We start from the raw sequence: 15,769 nt of genomic DNA, 5'->3' as shown, positions 1-15,769 counted from the left end.
AACTACCTCTCAAGCTCCATTAGTTTCACCTTCGCTATTCCAGCTTCGGGAGTTCCAGGGTACTTCTCAATTACCTCTTTTAAGAGCTCCTTTGCCCTGTCTATCTCGTTCATGCCTTTATAGCAGAGGGCAAGTTTAAGCATCGCAGCAGGAACTTTATTCCCTTCAGGGTACTTATCAATCACTCTCTGGAAGTAATCTGCTGCAGTCTCATAGTCGTTGTGGGAATAGTATATTTCCCCTATCCAGTAGAAGGCGTTGTCTGCAAGGTCACTATCCGGATACTGACTAACTAGCTGCTGGAAGAGCTCCTTTGCCCTATCAAAATCTCCGGCTTCCATAGCGTTAAAGGCTTCCCTGTAAAGGTCCTTAGGACCGTACTGAACAACGGCCTGCCTTTTAGACTTTCCCTTTTCACCTGAAGGGTACGGTTGAGAGGATACTGTTATTTGGGAAAGGGTCTTTTTTATCTCCTCCAAGTCCTTCTTTATCTGATAGATCTGCTCCTCGTTTGCAGCTGTCTTATCTTCAAGCTTTGCAACTCTCTCCTCTAGAGAGGAAACTTTCTTATCGGTAGAGTCAACCTTTACGCTTAACTCCTGTACCTTTGACTGAAGCTGACTAACGTTAGTGTTTGGTTGATTTTGAACACAGCTAAAAGCTATTAAGCTCAAAGGAATAAGGAGAATTAGCTTCCTCATACTTCCTCCCCAAAGTTTAGGTTCTTTCTCTTAAGCTCCTCTTCACACTCTCTAACAAGTTCCTCAATTAACTCTTTCACCGAGTACATCCTATTAACTCTTCCAACGTTACTTCCAGAGAATACAAGTCCCTTCTCAGTATCCCCGGCGGCCGAGCGAAGGAGAACCTCAGCTATACAGTAGATTGAATCCTCCCCAGAACAGGTCTTGAGACAGTTGAAGGGACACTTATGGGGAATCTTACCTTCCCTCTCCAACCTCTCAGTAAACGGGTTCCTAACCGCATGGGCGGGCATTCCAACGGGACTCTTTATGTAAATTGAGTCCTCAGCCTTTGCCTTAATTATGTAATCTTTAAAGTTCTGATGAACGTCACACTCGTAAGTAGCAATAAACCTTGTTGCAATTTGAACGCCCTTTGCTCCAATTTCAAAAGCCCTTGCCATATCTTTACCGTCAAATATTCCACCGGCAGCTATTACGGGAATGTTAACCGACTCAACTATCTTCGGGAGAACGTCCCACAAACTCTCCATTGTTCCAAGGTGTCCCCCAGCCTCGCCACTCTCAACTATCACAGCAGCAGCACCCAATCTCTCTGAGAGTTTTGCGCCTTTAGGGGTAGAGACAATCTCAATTAGCGGCATATCAAAAGTATTACAGATCTTAAAAACATCCTTTCCAAAACCTGCACCTTGAATAATAAGGTCTGCCCCTGCATCTATAGCAGTCATAAGGAGTTCGTAAAAGTGGGTAAGGGCGTACATAATGTTAACGCCGATTATCCCATTAGGAGCAAGCTCCTTAGCTTTCTTAATCTCTTGGGCAAGTTCGTGGGCGTAGTGGTAGGGTTTTAAACCGACTTCCTCAACGGGAATTCCTTTACAGGTAGTTTTCATAGGTTTTGAGCGATCCTTCTCGTGGAGAAGGACGGCAGATATTACTCCTATTCCTCCTGCGTTAGCAACTGCAGAGGCAAGTCTGTGGAGAGAGACCTTTGCTCCCATACCACCTTGAATTATCGGGTACTTAGGAACCAAACCTTTTATGTTTAGTTTTGGAAGTCTACTCATCTAAGCTCCCTTAAGATTTCTTTTATAGTTTCTGTATCATCTGAAGATAGAATTTTAAACCCTTTTGACTTTAAAAGTGCAGCCGTTACTCCCATACCATCCTTAAGAGAGTCTTCACTAAACCTATAGATTTTCCTCACTCCACAAGAGGGACTCTTTTCCTTTAAAACGCAGGCAACTACCCTCTCTCCCAGCTTCTCCGCTGCCCTTAAAGTTTCGTAAGCCCCCCTTAGGAAGTTATCGGTGACGTCAAGGCAAGTTCCATCAACAGTAAGAACTCTAGCTTTCCCTTCAAGGACCAAAAAACCGTCGCCATCGGTTATCTTAGAGGGAGGCCTTGGAGTTGGAAGACCCCCTAACTGCTCGGGACAAAGGGGAATTAAAAGCCCCTTACTGAAGGCCTCTTCAAGGAGAGAACAGGAGTTGTTACCTCCGTTGTACTTACAGTTAAACCCAACTAAGCAGGCACTTACAATGAGAACTTTCCTACCCATCCTTAACTACCACCGTAAACCTTGGGCTCTTTGAGAGCTCACCAGCAGCTCTAAGGAGCTCTTCCCTATCTGCTGAAAGAACCCTCTCTACAAACTCTCTATCGTAACCATAACCTTTACCTAGAACCTCCCAGAAACCGTTGTACCAGGCCCTCTTTGAACGAAGTTCGTGGTCAAGGAGATAGGAGCCTTTAAAGTACTCTTTTGCCCTCCTAATCCTTTCATCAGTTATAAATTCAGGAAGGTTATCAAGAAGGAAGTGGAGCTCCCTCTTAACTTCCTCCTCCTTATCTGGAGAAGTCCCTATGTAGACCAGTAACCTCCCGCTACTCTTCCTGGTAGGAAAAAGAGAACCGGTTGAGTAGGCGTATCCTCTCTTTTCCCTGAGCTCCTGAAATAGGAGGGAACCTATTCCTTCTCCCAAAATTGTGTTAAGGAGCTTGTAGGTTGGGTAATCCTCACCCTCTACAGAAGGTGCATTAAGGGCAACGAGAATAAAATTCTGCTGAGAACCTTCTCTCTTTATCACGCTCTCAGAGGACTCAGCCATTTGACAGTCAAAGTAGTTCAGTTTAACCGGTTTAGTTTCAAAATCTTCAAACTCTACCAATACCTTCTCTATCCCCTTAAGCTCTCCACAGAGAGAGAGGATAGAACCTTCAGGGATGAAGTTTTCTGAAAACCAAACCTTTAAATCGTCAAGCCCAAGGGAAGAGACACTTTCAACGGTTCCGTAGGGTAACTTTGAATAAGGGTGGCCCGAGTAAGTCCTCTTCATAACTTCTTCATAGGCAAGGGCAAAGGAGCTCTCTCTCTTTGAGCGAATTGAAGCAATCAAGGAGGACTTCTCTACTTGAAAACTCTCCTCCCTAAACCCCGGCTTTTCAAGGGTTTCAACTAAAAGTTGAAAGTACCTTTCTCTTCCCTTTGAAACGAGCTGAAACTTAACTAGGGAGTAGTCACAGGAAACGTCAGGAACGAAGGGAGAGCCAGTACTCTCTTGAATCCTTGAAAATTCTAAAGGAGAGTAGTTCAAAGAACCTTTAAAAGCCGTTCTCAAGGTTAAGAGAGTTATTCCTCCAACCCTATCCTTAGAACAGCCTAGAGGGAAGAAAAGAGAGCCTGCAATAACTGGATAGCCTTTTTCATGTTTAATAAGAACTTTTAAGCCGTTTTTTAATTTTATAACTTCCATTTAAAAGTCCTCTAAGGCTGGAACTACGGGGAGTTTACTGTAATCGGCTCCTTCAACAGTAACTTTCCTTCCATCAACCTTAACCCTACTGTCAACGAACCACTTTACAGCCTGAGGGTAGATTCTGTGCTCCCACTTAAGGATTTTCTCAGATAGGGTCTCAGGAGTATCCTCAGGAGAAACTGGTACGACACATTGAATAACTATAGGACCGGTGTCTACTCCCTTATCAACTATGTGAACTGTAGCTCCGGAAATTTTAACTCCGTAAGTAATAGCCTGCCAGTGGGGTTTTAAACCTGGAAACGAGGGAAGTAAAGAGGGATGAATGTTCAAAATCCTATTTGGAAAAGCCTCTATGAAAACTGAAGAAACGACTTTCATATAACCAGCCAAACAAACCAGATCTACGTTTAAGTACCTTAAAACAGAAACTATCTTCCTATCGTACTCCTCCCTACTTGGAAAGGAGGACGGGTCAAAAAATAGCCAGTTAACCCCTAACTTCTCGGCCTTCTCTATAGCACCTATCTTCTTCCTATCAACAATTAGGACTGAAACCTCAGCGTCTATCTTACCGCTTTTAACCGCCTTAACTATAGCCTCAAAGTTACTGCCCCTTCCTGAAGCTAAAATCGCTATTCTCTTCATCTAATCTCTACTCCCCTCTCCCCTCTCTCTATCCTTCCTATCGTATAGACCTTCTCCCCGGCCCTCTCCAGGATTTCCTTAGCCCTAACCTCATCCTCAGGCGAAACTATGACAGCATAGCCTACACCCATATTGAAGGTCCTAAACATCTCCTCTTCAGGAACGTTACCCTTCTCCTGAATGAACTTAAAAATTGGTAGGATTTCCCAAGAGCCTTTCTCGATAACCGCCTTAACCCCTTCAGGAAGGACTCTAACTAGGTTACCCGGAATTCCCCCACCGGTTATGTGTGCCATACCTTTAACCCTAACTTGATCAATCAGTGAGAGGATACTCTTTACGTAAATCCTCGTAGGCTCAAGGAGAACTTCATAAACCTTTTTACCTCCAAGCTCCTCAACAACGTCGTCTACCTTTAAGTTGAGGACTTCAAAGAAGAGCTTCCTTACCAAGGAGTAGCCGTTACTGTGAATTCCGCTTGAAGAAAGGCCAAGTATTACATCTCCCTCTTCTATATCCTGGCCGGTTATGTAAGAACCCCTATCAACTATTCCTACAACAAAGCCTGCTAGGTCATACTCTCCCTCAGGGTAGAAGTCGGGCATCTCTGCAGTTTCTCCGCCGATAAGGGAACACCCTGCAATCTCGCAACCTTTTGCGATTCCCCTTATAACGTCTGCAGCAGTTTCGACGGAGAGCTTTCCGGTGGCAAAGTAATCAAGGAAGAAGAGGGGCTTTGCTCCAACAGTCAGGATATCGTTAACGCACATTGCAACAAGGTCAATACCAACGGTATCGTGAACGTTTGCCATCTGGGCAACTTTCAACTTCGTTCCAACGCCGTCCGTCCCAGAGACTAAAACTGGCTCCTTATAACCTTTAGGTAAGAGGTAACCGGCACCAAACCCACCTATTCCGGCAAGAACGTTCTTGTCAAAAGTCTTCTTAGCGTAAGGTTTAATAAGGTCAACGAGCCTCTCTCCGGCCTCTATATCAACGCCGGCATCCTTATAGGTTAGTCCCTTCTTCTTCATAGTTTATCTCCCCGTCAAAGAAAATTGGAACTTCAAATGCAAAGTGGCGGCGGGTCCACCCCTTCTGATTCCCGAGCTGCTTCTCTATAAACTCTTCAAAACCCTTAACCCTTGAGTCAAGAGCATCTGCATAGGCAAGGGTTACTGCCTCAAGGGTCTTAGGCATCTTAGGAGAACCGTGCTCGTACTTACCGTGGTGGGCCAGAATACAGTGGAGGAGTTTAGTTTTTAAATCCTCCGGGAAGTTATCTATTTCGGAAATCTTAAAGGCAACCATCTCGCAGCTCATGTACAGGTGACCAAGTAACAGTCCTTCATCAGTCCTCTCAATAGTTACATTAACGGAGTACTCACGAACTTTCCCAATATCGTGAAGTATTGCAGCAGTTATCAATAGGTCTCTATCAATGCTTTTAAACCTTTTTGCCACAGTTTCACAGATTTCAACGACTGAGAGAGTATGCTCAAGGAGACCGCCTATACAGGCGTGGTGTATCGTCTTTCCAGCAGGAGTTCTTAAAAAGAGCTCAACGAACTGGTCATCGTAGAAGAACTTTTCGAGGAGAACTTTAAGGTACGGGTTCTTTATAGTCTCAATTTTGTTTAGGAGCTCCTCAAACTGCTCCTCAATAGGGTACCTACTCTGACAGATAAACTTATCGGGCTTAAAGTCTCCCTCTTTTAACTTCTTAATTTCTGTTAACTTGGGCTGGAGGGTTCCTTGAAAGTATTCAATCCTCCCGGACACGAAAACCACATCGCCCTTTTGAAACTGGGTAAGGTCTGCATCAGCTGGAGGCTTCCACCAAAGGGCAGTAAAGGAACCCGATTTATCCGAAAGGACTAACCTTAAGAAGGGCTCTCCGGTTCTGTGCTTCTTTATCTCAACATGCTCAACGACGTAAGTTCCGGAAAATGGAGCTCCAACGGGAAGTTCGTAGAGTTCTTTAACTAACAAATCCACAACTGCTCCTTAAAGGGAATTGTTAATAGGGAAATTATAGCTGAAGGGAACTCCCTTAAAGGGAGCCCTTTAAAATCCGACCTTTGCTGCGTAGTGTAGGGATGCATCAACAACGGGGTTAATATAGATACCGAGAACTATCAAGATAACGGCCATGACAGCCAGAGGAATAACTACCCATAGCCTACTTGTGTCATTAATCGGCTTTTCAATTGTTGGCTCCTCCAGGTACATCTGCTTTGCAATCCAGATGTAGTAAGCAACGGAAAAGGCACTGTTAAGGAGACCTAAGAGAGCAAGCCACGTCATACCAGCATCTACAGCAGCTGTAAATACGAATACCTTACTTATAAATCCCGCCATAGGAGGAACCCCTGCAAGGGAAAGGAGGAAAATAAGGAAGAGGGCGGCAAGGATGGGTTCCCTTTTACCGAGCCCTTTATAGTCATCCATCGTCCTTGCACCCCAGATGTAGAGGAGAGCGGCAAAGGATAGAAAAGCTGCAGTCTTCATAAAGGCGTAAGCTGCAGAGTGGTAAAGAATTCCTGTAATACTCACAGGAACTGAAAGGGCTGCAAAAGCCACCAGCGTATATCCAGCATGGGCAACAGAAGAGTAAGCAAGGATCCTTGAAACCCTCTTTTGGGCAAGGGCAAGTAAGTTTCCAACAGTCATAGTAACTGCAGCGATAAGGGCAAAGATAAAACTAAAGTGAGGAGCAACAACAGGAATTGCTTCAAAGACAACTCTCATAAGACCTATAAAGGCAGCACTCTTTGAAATACCTGTTAAAAGGGCAGCAACTCCTGGACAGGTTCCATCGTAAACGTCTGGTCCCCAGAAGTGAAAGGGAAAGGCAGTAATTTTAAAGCCAAACCCTGCAAGTATAAAAATTCCTGCAAGGGCCACGAGGGGATCACTGAAGAGGTTCTCAACGAGAGCTCTAAAGGTAAACTCCCCTGTCAATCCATAGAGAATTGAGACTCCAAAGAGTATAAAACCAACGGCAAGAGCTCCGTTAAAGAAGTACTTTACACCAGCTTCAATTGACTTTTCATCAAAGGAAAAGAGAACCATAAGGTAAGTCGGCATAGTCATAAGTTCCATAGCAATGGTAAGGGAAACGAAGTTATTAGCGCATATTAAAAGGAGAGCTCCGGCAGTTGAAATCATTACCGATCCAATGAGCTCATTGACAAACTTGTCCTTCTGGACAATCCAATAAACGACAAGCATCAACATCCAAGACGCCACTAAGATAAGCACTCCAATAAGTCTAGAAACTTCATCCGTTGTAAAGAACGAGTTAAGTATGGTCCTCCCCTGGTCCGATATCAAAACGAAGAAAAGGGCCAGTAAGTAGCCAAAGGTTGAAATTACAGCTCCAAGGAGGGTGGATATTCTAAACAACCTGTTAATTACGGGAAGAAAAGCCCCAGTTAAAGTTAAAAGCATAACTGCCGTTAAGAAGTTAATATTCACCTGTTACCCCCTACTTAAAGAGTTGTGCAAAAGTATTTACAACAGGGTTATATAGGTTAAAAACGACTGAAGGAATTAGTCCGACAAAGATAAAGGCAACTATGTACATCGCCAGTGGAATATTTTCAATGAGAGGAAGTTCTGTAAGTTTTAACTCCTTCAAGCTCTCCTTTAAAGGACCAAAAACTGCTCTCTGGAGCATCCACATAAAGAAACCTGCAGAGAGAGCACTAGCAAAAGGTACGATAATCATAATCCAGCCCCAATAATCAAAGGCTGCAAGCATAACTGTAAACTCTCCTACAAAGCCTGCAGTTCCAGGAAGTCCTACAGCTGCAAGAACGCCGATAACGAACATAGTCATTAAAAGAGGGATTCTCTTCATAAGACCGCCGAGCTCTGAGATGTACCAGGTATGAGTTTTATGGTGGATATATCCAGCAACCATAAATAGGAGAGAAATTACTAAAGCGTGTCCAAGCATCTCATAAACTGCAGCAGAGATACCGGCAGCAGTTAGTGAAGCAAGAGCCAGTAGAACAAAGCCCATATGGTTAATTGAGGAGTAGGCAACCATTCTCTTAATGTGGTCCTCAGCAAGTGCTCTAAAGCCTGCATAGAATATCGTTAAAACGGCAAGGGTTGCCATTAACGGAGCGAAGAACTTGCTCACCTGTGGAAAAACGAAAATCTCCCACCTTAAAAGACCGTATGCACCCATCTTCAGAAGGAGACCTGCAAGGAAGACAGAAATAGGAGAAGGAGCCTGAACGTGTGCATCGGGAAGCCAAGTGTGGAAAGGAACAACCGGCATCTTAACTGCAAAACCTATAAACATTAGTATCCAGATAAGCTTTGCAATTCCAGGATCTAGGTTTATTCCAACAAGCTTTTCAAACTCAAACGTATGGGCGTTCAGATAGAGAACGATGATTCCGAGAAGGAGGAATATACTTGCCAAGTGGGTGTAGATAAAGAATTTCATAGCAGCGTAAATTCTGTTCTCAGCTCCCCATATACCTATGTGGAAAAACATAGGAACTAGAGTAAATTCCCAGAAGATAAAGAACCAAAGGAGGTTTAGGGAAGAGAAAACGCCGACCATAGGCCCCAAGAAAACAAGAATTAAGAAGAAGTAAGCACCCGGCCTCTCAACGTGCCAGGATGAAAGGGTAACAGTTATCGCCAAGAAAGCGGTAACTCCAAGGAGTAGAAGGGAAATTCCATCTACAGCAAGGTGTAGGTTAAAGTCAAATGGAGGGTAAATGGTATAGAACTCTTTAAAGGCAAAACCGTTACCTGGATATTTAGCTATCAGGTAAGCCGTACAGATGGAAAGGAAAATTCCAACGGCAAGGGATAAGTACTTTGGAATATCCCTATTTACCCTCTCAAGGAACCAGGCAAAGGGTGCAACTATAACAGGAATTAGTATCATGCTCAGTAGAACCATCCACTCCTCCTAAATAAAGAGAATGATAAGGATCAGCGTCACTACACCTGCGACAAAGTAAGTTAGGTAATCTACAAGATCTCCGGTCTGTACCTTCCTGCACCTATCCCAGCAGGCAAGGGAAAGCTTTGCAGTGCCGTTAACTGCTCCATCAACAACGTTTACATCTATCCACTCAACAGCCTTTGCAATTGAGCCGTAAAAGACGTTCCTGCATATCCACTTTATAGCCGCATCGACGTACCAGCCGTTGTAAAGGAACTGGTTTATACCCTTTCCAAGGGGATGGGCAAGGAACTTTGCAGTTGAAAGTACCCTCTTGTAGTAAATGAGGAAAACTATCCCAAACAGGACAAACATAACGGTGAGGGTTGCAACAAGGAGGTTAAGGAACAGGGGCTCATGAACCTCTCCACCTGCTATAAAGTGAATAATCTTTTCCTTAAAGAAGGGAATGAGTATCGTCATTGAAGCTAAAACGTAAAGAGGAACAAGCATTATTGGGTAAGCCTCTCTTGCGTGTTTTGAGTTCTCTGAAGGCTCTCCAGTAAAGACGACAAACCAGAGTCTAAAACCATAAGCTATACAAAGGACAGCAGCTATAAATGTAAGCCAGAAAATTATTGGATTACCGTAGGAATAGACTGAAGCCAAAATCCAGTCCTTACTGAAGAATCCGTTAAAGGGAGGAACTCCCGCAAGTGCGAGAATACCTATTAAGAACAGAATACCCGTTTGGGGCATGTACTTTAATAGACCTCCAAGCTTAAAAGCATCTTTAGTATGGTGGGTCATGTGGATAACTGCACCAGCAGCTAGGAAGAGTAAGGCCTTAAATATTGCATGGTTCATAAGGTGAAATACTCCCGCAACGGCAGAGCCAACGCCAATTGCAACAAACATAAGGGCAAGGTGTTCCATCGTAGAGAAGGCAAGAATCTTCTTAATCTCCGTATGGGCAAGAGCTCCAGTAGCGGCAATAAAGGCAGAAACAGCACCTACAAAGGCAACAACTATTAAAGCGTGGGAGTAATCAAAGAATGGGAAGAGCCTTGCAACCATATAAACACCGGCATTAACCATAGTAGCAGCGTGAATAAGGGCTGATACTGTAGTAGGACCTTCCATAGCATCAAGTAACCACGGGAAGAGGGGGAACTGGGCAGACTTACCAATTGCACCGATGAAGAGGAGGATTGAAATTAAAAGTCCCAACTTAACGCTAAAAGCACCTGCAACTGCAAGTGCGTTTAAATCTTGAAATTCAATAGTTCCAAGTAAAACCCATGCAACAATTATCCCTGCTAGCATAAAGACGTCACCAAAACGTGTCATCACAAAGGCTTTAAGTGCCGCCTCTGCAGCACTCTTCTTCCAATACCAGTAACCAATTAATAGGTATGAACAGAGTCCAACACCTTCCCAGAAGATGTAAAGACCGAGTAAATTACTCACGAAGACGAGGCCGACCATTGAACCTATAAAGAACAGCTTCTCAAAGTAGTACCTTTCAGGGGACTCATCCTCCTCCATATAACCCCTTGAAAAGACAATATCAAGGAAACCGATTCCAGTAGCGATTAAGGCCATTATGACTGCAAGGTTATCAACGTAAATTCCCAACGGAACGTTAAAGGAACCGAAAGAGAACCAGTTAAAGTGATGAACGATTGGGTGCTCATGAAGGTTTAAAGCAATGAAACAGGTCATGATGAAACCTAAAAGGCCTGTTGCAGCCGCAACCCAGAAAGAAGACCACTTCTCAAAGAAGTGACCTACAAGGAAGGCAAGGATACTTCCTACGAAGAAAAGAGCTATCGTCAGGTATACAATACTCTCCATCCCTACCACCTCAAGTTCCTTATTTTTGAAGGAATAACTTCTCCAAATCTCTTGTAAAAGACTATTACTATCGCAAGTCCAACGGCAGCTTCAAGGGCCGCAAGGCCTATGGTGAAGAAGGCAAAGATCTCACCGTCAACGTTCCTCTGGGCTGAGAAAATGGCAAGGTTTATGTTTGCAGCGTTGATTATCATCTCAACTGCAAACAGCATTCTAATAACAGACTTCCTTGAAAGAAGCCCGTAAACTCCTACGGCAAGTAAAGAAAATGAGAGGAACAAGTAAGCATGAACGTCTGCTTCTAAAAGCATATTAGCCGGCCTCCCTCTTCTTAGTAATTATGGCGTTACCCATGTAAAGGAGTGCTGCAACAATGAAACCGAGGACGATGGTAAAGAATGAGTATTTCTCAACAAAAATCGTTCCGAGAAACTGTGTTGAGTAAGCTTTAAAGGGAAAAGTATCTATCGCACTGGCAAAGCTGAAAAGCACCCCAACAGCAAGGAGAGATAGACTAATAACTATTGCTCTAACTGCTTTCCCAGGTGGTTTTCTGTAACTTTCACCTACCATCATTATCGCAAAGAGAACGAGGATAGTTACTCCACCTGCGTAAATTGCTAACTGAACGCCACCGAGAACCGGCATATTTAAACCAAAGTAAACAAGGGCAATTTCAGAGAGAAGAACGACAAACGAAATCGCCGCCCAAAGAAGTGACGTTGCCTCTAGAGCCACTATAGCTGAAGCGATTATTATTACGTATATAAGCCAGAAGTAGACGTTTCCCATCATTTCTCCTCTCCCTTACTCTTCTTCTCAGCCTCCATTTTCTTCTTTAAAGCCTCCTGCTTTTTCTTCTCTATGAGCTCCTCCATCTTCTTCGCCTTCTCAATGGCCTCATCTAAGTTTTCAGGCTCAAATATGAACTGACTGAGGTTATCCCAGGTTCCAGGCTCAACGATCATTCTGTACTCATCGGTTAGCTGAATAGCCTTTTGAGGTTTCGTAGGACATGCATCCTCACATAAACCGCAGAATATGCACTCGTTTGCCCTAACTTTCGGAACCGCACGGGGTTTTTTAACCCCGGTTGGGATCATATCTATACACTTAACAGGACAGGCTCTTGCGCACATTCCACAACCTATGCAGAGCTCTACCTTGATAACGTGCTTTCCCCTGTAGTGGAGCTCCCTCTTAACTCCCTTGTCCCACCAAATCTCAGTAGCCTTAGGTGCAAGGAGAGCCTTTGCTACCCTAATAACTTTTTTCGTAGTCTCTAACGGAAAAGAGAGAGTATCTTTAATTTCCATCGGCTACCTCTCCTTTTAAGAGATAAACATCTTTACTAAAATCACGAAAACTAAGTTTAAGAGCGCCAGTGGAGTTAAAACTTTCCAGCAGAACCTTAACAGCTGATCCATCCTAATACGGGGAGTTGAAGCCCTTACAACGAAAGTGAACAGGTAAAGTAGAGCGAGCTTTATGAAAAACCACACAATCCCCGGAAGGATGGGACCTTTAAATCCTCCTAAAAAGAGGATTACACCAACTGAGAAAATAGCAAAGAGCTCTATAAGCTTTGATAAAGCCAAAATTGCATAGTTAAAACCACCGAACTCAGTTAAAAATCCGTAAACTACCTCCTGCTCGGCCTCAGGTATATCAAAAGGAGGACGGTCTGAAACGATCAGCGCAGCAGTAATAAATATCAGGAAAGCGGGCAGGAGGACGATGAAGGAAACTAAGGAGCTCTTATGGACTATTTCAATAAAGTTTAGAGTCCCAAAGAACACTGCTGCTGCAAGGGCTGAGAGCCAAAGAGGAATCTCCCCTGAAATCATCTGGTTAACAACCCTTAGACCGCCGATAAAGGAGTACTTACTCCTTGAAACCCAACCTGCATAGAAGAAGACTGGAGGCATTCCAGTTACAAGGGCAAGGATTATTAAAAGGTCAAAACTGGTACTTACAACCCAACTTCCCTCAGAGAAAGGAATGAAGGCAACCATCATCACGACCATTATAAAGGCAACGAAAGGTATGAGGGAAAAGAGGAGTTTATTGGCTCTCCTCTGAATAATGAACTCCTTCTGAATGAGCTTAAAGACATCAGCAGTTGTTTGAAGCAGACCCCACTTACCAACGTAGAAAGGCCCCGTTCTTAAATGAACGTCGGCAAGGACTTTCCTCTCAAGGTAGAAAATCATTAGGAAAACTATTAAGAGGAAAACAAAACCGGGAAATAGAAGGGCCTTTAACCATGCCTCCATTTTAATCCTCCTATCTGTCTATATCACCGTGGCACATATAGAGGGATGCAAAGATAACAGGAACGTCAGCAAGCTTAACGTTCTTCATAATCTCAGGTAGAGCCCAAAGGTTGGCAAAGGATGGAGCTCTCATCTTCAACCTGTAGGGCCCCGTTCCACCATCGCTAATCAGGTGAAAACCGAAGCAGCCCCTTGCCCACTCAACGTTTACGTAAGCCTCTCCTGGAGGGACCTTAACTGGGAACTTAGTCCTGTAATCCCCCTCAGGAAGGCCTTCAATTGCTTGCCTTATAATCTTTGCAGACTCCTGAATTTCCTCCCACAGAACCAGGTACCTTGCATAGGCATCTCCTTCCTCACGGATAACCACTTTAAAGTCTAGCTCTCCGTAGGCTGCGTATGGGTAATCCTTCCTTACGTCCGAAGGAACTCCAGAAGCCCTAAGTGCAGGCCCTGCAAGTCCTATTTCAACTGCCTTTTCCTTAGAAACCTTACCTACTCCAACCGTTCTTATCTTAAGGGTCGGGTTGTCTATGAAGACTTCACCGTAACGGGGAATAAACTCTTTCTCCAAGAAATCTACTGCAGTAACCATCTTCTCTATAAACTTACCGGTAGGCTCAAACCTTACCCCTCCAGGAACAATTGAGGAAGTCGCAATCCTCTGCCCTGAATAAACCTCAAAAGCATCAAGGAACTTCTCCCTTGCAATCAGAGCCCACTGGGTAGGAGTATGGACTCCAAGAACGCCTACAATTCCTCCCAAACCTAAAAGGTGGCTCACAATCCTTCCGGCTTCGCACAGGATTGTCCTTACGTAATCTGCCTTCTTTGGAACCTCAACCCCAGCAATCTTCTCTGCAGCAATTGAGTAACCTGTCATAGTTCCAAAGTTATCAATAAAACAGGCTCTCTCTACGTTCACTATAGCGTTAATCCAAGTCCTATACTCAACGAGCTTTTCTAGCAACCTAAGAACGTATCCGATATCTGGATCTACCTTTACAACCTCATCGCCGTCAACCCATACCTTTAACCTCATAGGACCAGAAGCAGGGTGCTGAACCCCCCAGTTGAGCTGTAAAAGCTTTTCCTGGAGAAGACCTAAGTCCTCTCCAGAAACCTCTTTCCTCTCCTCAAGGACAAAGGTGTATCCAGAAGAAGCTATACTGTTTCCCATCACTTTTTCTCCTTAGAAGGCTTTCTGTGCTTCTTAAAGTCGTAAGATTTCCTCAAGGGGTATAAACCTTCAGCCCAATCTGGAAGGAGCATAACTTCAAGCCTTGGATTTCCTATGAACTCAATACCGAACATCTCCCAGGCTTCCCTCTCATGGGGTTGAAGTGGAGGAAATATGTCGTGGACACTGGGAACTGTTAAGTCACTCTCAGTCAGATTAACCCTAACCATTACAAACTTCTTCTCAGATAAGTTCTCTAAAATGTAGTTAACCTGAAAGCCTTCACCCTTAGGAATGTAATCAACCACCGAAACAGTATGAGGGTAGTTAAAACCTTGTTCTTTAAGGAACTCAAGGAGCTTTCTAACAGAGTTCCTCTCTGCGTGGATCAACAGAACGTTCGTATCGTAGGGTTCGCTTTCAAAACCGAAAGTTTCCTTTACTTTCACCTTTACATCCTCAAGCATGGCAGTTCCTCTTTAGTAAGGTATCTCTTCCATCCTGTTGGGATACTTCTTAGCAGCGTTTTCCCTGTCCCTAAGTATTATTTCCTTAAGCCTTAACAGACCCTCTAAAGTTGCTTCTGGATTTGGCGGACAACCTGCAACGAAAACGTCAAACGGTATGTACTGGGAAACGTCAACAGCAACGAAGTCTGAATCCCAGTAGGGACCGCCTCCTGCTGCACAGGCACCCATTCCAAAAACGTACCTGGGCTCAGGCATCTGCTGATAAACCCTAAGGAGTACAGGCAGAACTTTCTTTGAAACCAATCCTGTAACGATTATGAAGTCTGCCTGCCTTGGACTTGGTGTCATCATAAAACCGTATCTTTCCCAGTCAAACCTGGGGCCCATTAAGGCTAAAACCTCTAAAGAACAACAGCCGCTACAGAAGTGAACTCCCCAGGGAGAGTTTGAACGGCTCCAATCAAAAAACTTTAAAATCATTTCCTGTTTCCTCCAATCATTATGTAGGAGAGGGGAACCATCAGAAGGAGAGAAAAGAGAATAAAGACCCAACCAAATTTTGGATCTCCCTTACCTACAGAGTAGAGGACAAAAAATACCCCTGCTATATCCATAGCGATAAAGATGATCGCATAGAAGTAGTACTGGAAGTTAACGCTTGAGATAATGGGTTCTGGAGCCGGAAGGCCACACTCGTAAGTATCCTCCTTAACAGGGTGAGGGTCCCTCGGAGCTACTGCAACCGAGACGATCCAGAGAATAAGCCCAATAGCAGCTATAACCCCAACAAATACGATGAAGTTGTACAGCATAACCCTCTCCTAACTGAAATTACCGGTCAGTACACTATGTTATCAAAATGTTAAGAATTTGTAAACGATTTGTAAAAGATTCATAAGAGAATTTTAAGATAAAGAAAACCTAAAGGTCAAGGTATTAAGGAAGTCTAAAATT

General features: G+C 44.0%; 18 protein-coding genes. All 18 read right to left on the bottom strand.

From position 1 onward, the window contains the following. Positions 1-2: 2 nt before the first annotated feature. A complete protein-coding gene (gene ybgF / locus C7457_RS00415) occupies positions 3-701 on the bottom strand; it encodes a tol-pal system protein YbgF (protein ID WP_121169416.1) in 699 nt (232 codons plus the stop codon). Next, on the bottom strand, positions 698-1,774 hold the full coding sequence (locus C7457_RS00410; RefSeq protein WP_121169415.1) for an NAD(P)H-dependent flavin oxidoreductase: 1,077 nt from the start codon (positions 1,772-1,774) through the stop codon (positions 698-700). The genes ybgF and C7457_RS00410 overlap by 4 nt, the downstream gene beginning before the upstream one ends. Beyond that, on the bottom strand, positions 1,771-2,268 hold the full coding sequence (locus tag C7457_RS00405; protein WP_121169413.1) for a 2-thiouracil desulfurase family protein: 498 nt from the start codon (positions 2,266-2,268) through the stop codon (positions 1,771-1,773). Before C7457_RS00405 ends, C7457_RS00410 begins: the two co-directional genes overlap by 4 nt. Further along, the gene (locus tag C7457_RS00400; protein WP_121169412.1) at positions 2,261-3,463 is read right to left on the bottom strand and encodes a M16 family metallopeptidase; all 1,203 of its coding nucleotides are present in this window, start codon (positions 3,461-3,463) and stop codon (positions 2,261-2,263) included. Before C7457_RS00400 ends, C7457_RS00405 begins: the two co-directional genes overlap by 8 nt. Continuing rightward, positions 3,464-4,114, bottom strand: a complete 651-nt coding sequence (purN, locus tag C7457_RS00395; protein WP_121169410.1) for a phosphoribosylglycinamide formyltransferase — start codon at positions 4,112-4,114, stop codon at positions 3,464-3,466. Continuing rightward, entirely contained in the window at positions 4,111-5,148 is a 1,038-nt protein-coding gene (gene purM, locus C7457_RS00390) for a phosphoribosylformylglycinamidine cyclo-ligase (protein ID WP_121169409.1), read from the bottom strand. Before purM ends, purN begins: the two co-directional genes overlap by 4 nt. Then, positions 5,123-6,112, bottom strand: a complete 990-nt coding sequence (locus tag C7457_RS00385; protein WP_121169407.1) for a 3'-5' exoribonuclease YhaM family protein — start codon at positions 6,110-6,112, stop codon at positions 5,123-5,125. Before C7457_RS00385 ends, purM begins: the two co-directional genes overlap by 26 nt. 69 nt (positions 6,113-6,181) lie before the next feature. After that, a complete protein-coding gene (locus tag C7457_RS00380) occupies positions 6,182-7,594 on the bottom strand; it encodes an NADH-quinone oxidoreductase subunit N (protein ID WP_121169405.1) in 1,413 nt (470 codons plus the stop codon). A gap of 10 nt (positions 7,595-7,604) precedes the next feature. Then, positions 7,605-9,047 (bottom strand): complex I subunit 4 family protein, encoded by a 1,443-nt coding sequence (locus C7457_RS00375; protein ID WP_121169404.1) that lies wholly within the window; start codon positions 9,045-9,047, stop codon positions 7,605-7,607. Positions 9,048-9,056: 9 nt separating this feature from the next. Continuing rightward, the gene (locus tag C7457_RS00370; protein WP_121169402.1) at positions 9,057-10,889 is read right to left on the bottom strand and encodes an NADH-quinone oxidoreductase subunit 5 family protein; all 1,833 of its coding nucleotides are present in this window, start codon (positions 10,887-10,889) and stop codon (positions 9,057-9,059) included. A 2-nt stretch (positions 10,890-10,891) separates the two neighbouring features. Then, on the bottom strand, positions 10,892-11,200 hold the full coding sequence (gene nuoK / locus C7457_RS00365) for an NADH-quinone oxidoreductase subunit NuoK (RefSeq protein ID WP_121169401.1): 309 nt from the start codon (positions 11,198-11,200) through the stop codon (positions 10,892-10,894). A gap of 1 nt (position 11,201) precedes the next feature. Further along, complete coding sequence (locus tag C7457_RS00360) at positions 11,202-11,684, bottom strand: NADH-quinone oxidoreductase subunit J family protein (protein WP_121169399.1); 483 nt, start codon at positions 11,682-11,684, stop codon at positions 11,202-11,204. Further along, positions 11,681-12,205: a 4Fe-4S dicluster-binding protein gene (locus C7457_RS00355; RefSeq protein ID WP_121169398.1), complete on the bottom strand. Its 525-nt coding sequence runs from the start codon at positions 12,203-12,205 to the stop codon at positions 11,681-11,683. Before C7457_RS00355 ends, C7457_RS00360 begins: the two co-directional genes overlap by 4 nt. A 15-nt stretch (positions 12,206-12,220) precedes the next feature. Then, positions 12,221-13,165 carry a complex I subunit 1/NuoH family protein gene (locus C7457_RS00350; RefSeq protein ID WP_121169396.1) on the bottom strand — a complete coding sequence of 315 codons (945 nt, stop codon included), beginning with the start codon at positions 13,163-13,165 and terminating at the stop codon, positions 12,221-12,223. A 10-nt stretch (positions 13,166-13,175) separates the two neighbouring features. Beyond that, on the bottom strand, positions 13,176-14,345 hold the full coding sequence (locus C7457_RS00345) for an NADH-quinone oxidoreductase subunit D (protein WP_121169395.1): 1,170 nt from the start codon (positions 14,343-14,345) through the stop codon (positions 13,176-13,178). After that, the gene (locus C7457_RS00340; protein ID WP_121169393.1) at positions 14,345-14,812 is read right to left on the bottom strand and encodes an NADH-quinone oxidoreductase subunit C; all 468 of its coding nucleotides are present in this window, start codon (positions 14,810-14,812) and stop codon (positions 14,345-14,347) included. The genes C7457_RS00345 and C7457_RS00340 overlap by 1 nt, the downstream gene beginning before the upstream one ends. Before the next feature lie 12 nt (positions 14,813-14,824). Continuing rightward, positions 14,825-15,295 (bottom strand): NADH-quinone oxidoreductase subunit B, encoded by a 471-nt coding sequence (locus C7457_RS00335; protein WP_121169392.1) that lies wholly within the window; start codon positions 15,293-15,295, stop codon positions 14,825-14,827. Then, on the bottom strand, positions 15,292-15,627 hold the full coding sequence (locus C7457_RS00330) for an NADH-quinone oxidoreductase subunit A (RefSeq protein ID WP_121169390.1): 336 nt from the start codon (positions 15,625-15,627) through the stop codon (positions 15,292-15,294). The genes C7457_RS00335 and C7457_RS00330 overlap by 4 nt, the downstream gene beginning before the upstream one ends. Positions 15,628-15,769 lie beyond the last annotated feature (142 nt).

The organism is Thermovibrio guaymasensis (assembly GCF_003633715.1).
Classification (GTDB): Bacteria; Aquificota; Aquificia; order Desulfurobacteriales; family Desulfurobacteriaceae; genus Thermovibrio; species Thermovibrio guaymasensis.
The sequence above is the reverse complement of the archived record's forward strand: the minus strand, read 5'-3'. Positions and strand labels throughout refer to the sequence as shown.

Coding starts and splice junctions, on each gene's coding strand:
- ybgF (WP_121169416.1), bottom strand. CDS start 701: ATGAGGAAGCTAATTCTCCTTATTCCTTTGAGCTTAATAGCTTTTAGC.
- C7457_RS00410 (WP_121169415.1), bottom strand. CDS start 1,774: ATGAGTAGACTTCCAAAACTAAACATAAAAGGTTTGGTTCCTAAGTAC.
- C7457_RS00405 (WP_121169413.1), bottom strand. CDS start 2,268: ATGGGTAGGAAAGTTCTCATTGTAAGTGCCTGCTTAGTTGGGTTTAAC.
- C7457_RS00400 (WP_121169412.1), bottom strand. CDS start 3,463: ATGGAAGTTATAAAATTAAAAAACGGCTTAAAAGTTCTTATTAAACAT.
- purN (WP_121169410.1), bottom strand. CDS start 4,114: ATGAAGAGAATAGCGATTTTAGCTTCAGGAAGGGGCAGTAACTTTGAG.
- purM (WP_121169409.1), bottom strand. CDS start 5,148: ATGAAGAAGAAGGGACTAACCTATAAGGATGCCGGCGTTGATATAGAG.
- C7457_RS00375 (WP_121169404.1), bottom strand. CDS start 9,047: ATGGTTCTACTGAGCATGATACTAATTCCTGTTATAGTTGCACCCTTT.
- C7457_RS00370 (WP_121169402.1), bottom strand. CDS start 10,889: ATGGAGAGTATTGTATACCTGACGATAGCTCTTTTCTTCGTAGGAAGT.
- nuoK (WP_121169401.1), bottom strand. CDS start 11,200: ATGCTTTTAGAAGCAGACGTTCATGCTTACTTGTTCCTCTCATTTTCT.
- C7457_RS00360 (WP_121169399.1), bottom strand. CDS start 11,684: ATGATGGGAAACGTCTACTTCTGGCTTATATACGTAATAATAATCGCT.
- C7457_RS00355 (WP_121169398.1), bottom strand. CDS start 12,205: ATGGAAATTAAAGATACTCTCTCTTTTCCGTTAGAGACTACGAAAAAA.
- C7457_RS00350 (WP_121169396.1), bottom strand. CDS start 13,165: ATGGAGGCATGGTTAAAGGCCCTTCTATTTCCCGGTTTTGTTTTCCTC.
- C7457_RS00345 (WP_121169395.1), bottom strand. CDS start 14,345: ATGGGAAACAGTATAGCTTCTTCTGGATACACCTTTGTCCTTGAGGAG.
- C7457_RS00340 (WP_121169393.1), bottom strand. CDS start 14,812: ATGCTTGAGGATGTAAAGGTGAAAGTAAAGGAAACTTTCGGTTTTGAA.
- C7457_RS00335 (WP_121169392.1), bottom strand. CDS start 15,295: ATGATTTTAAAGTTTTTTGATTGGAGCCGTTCAAACTCTCCCTGGGGA.
- C7457_RS00330 (WP_121169390.1), bottom strand. CDS start 15,627: ATGCTGTACAACTTCATCGTATTTGTTGGGGTTATAGCTGCTATTGGG.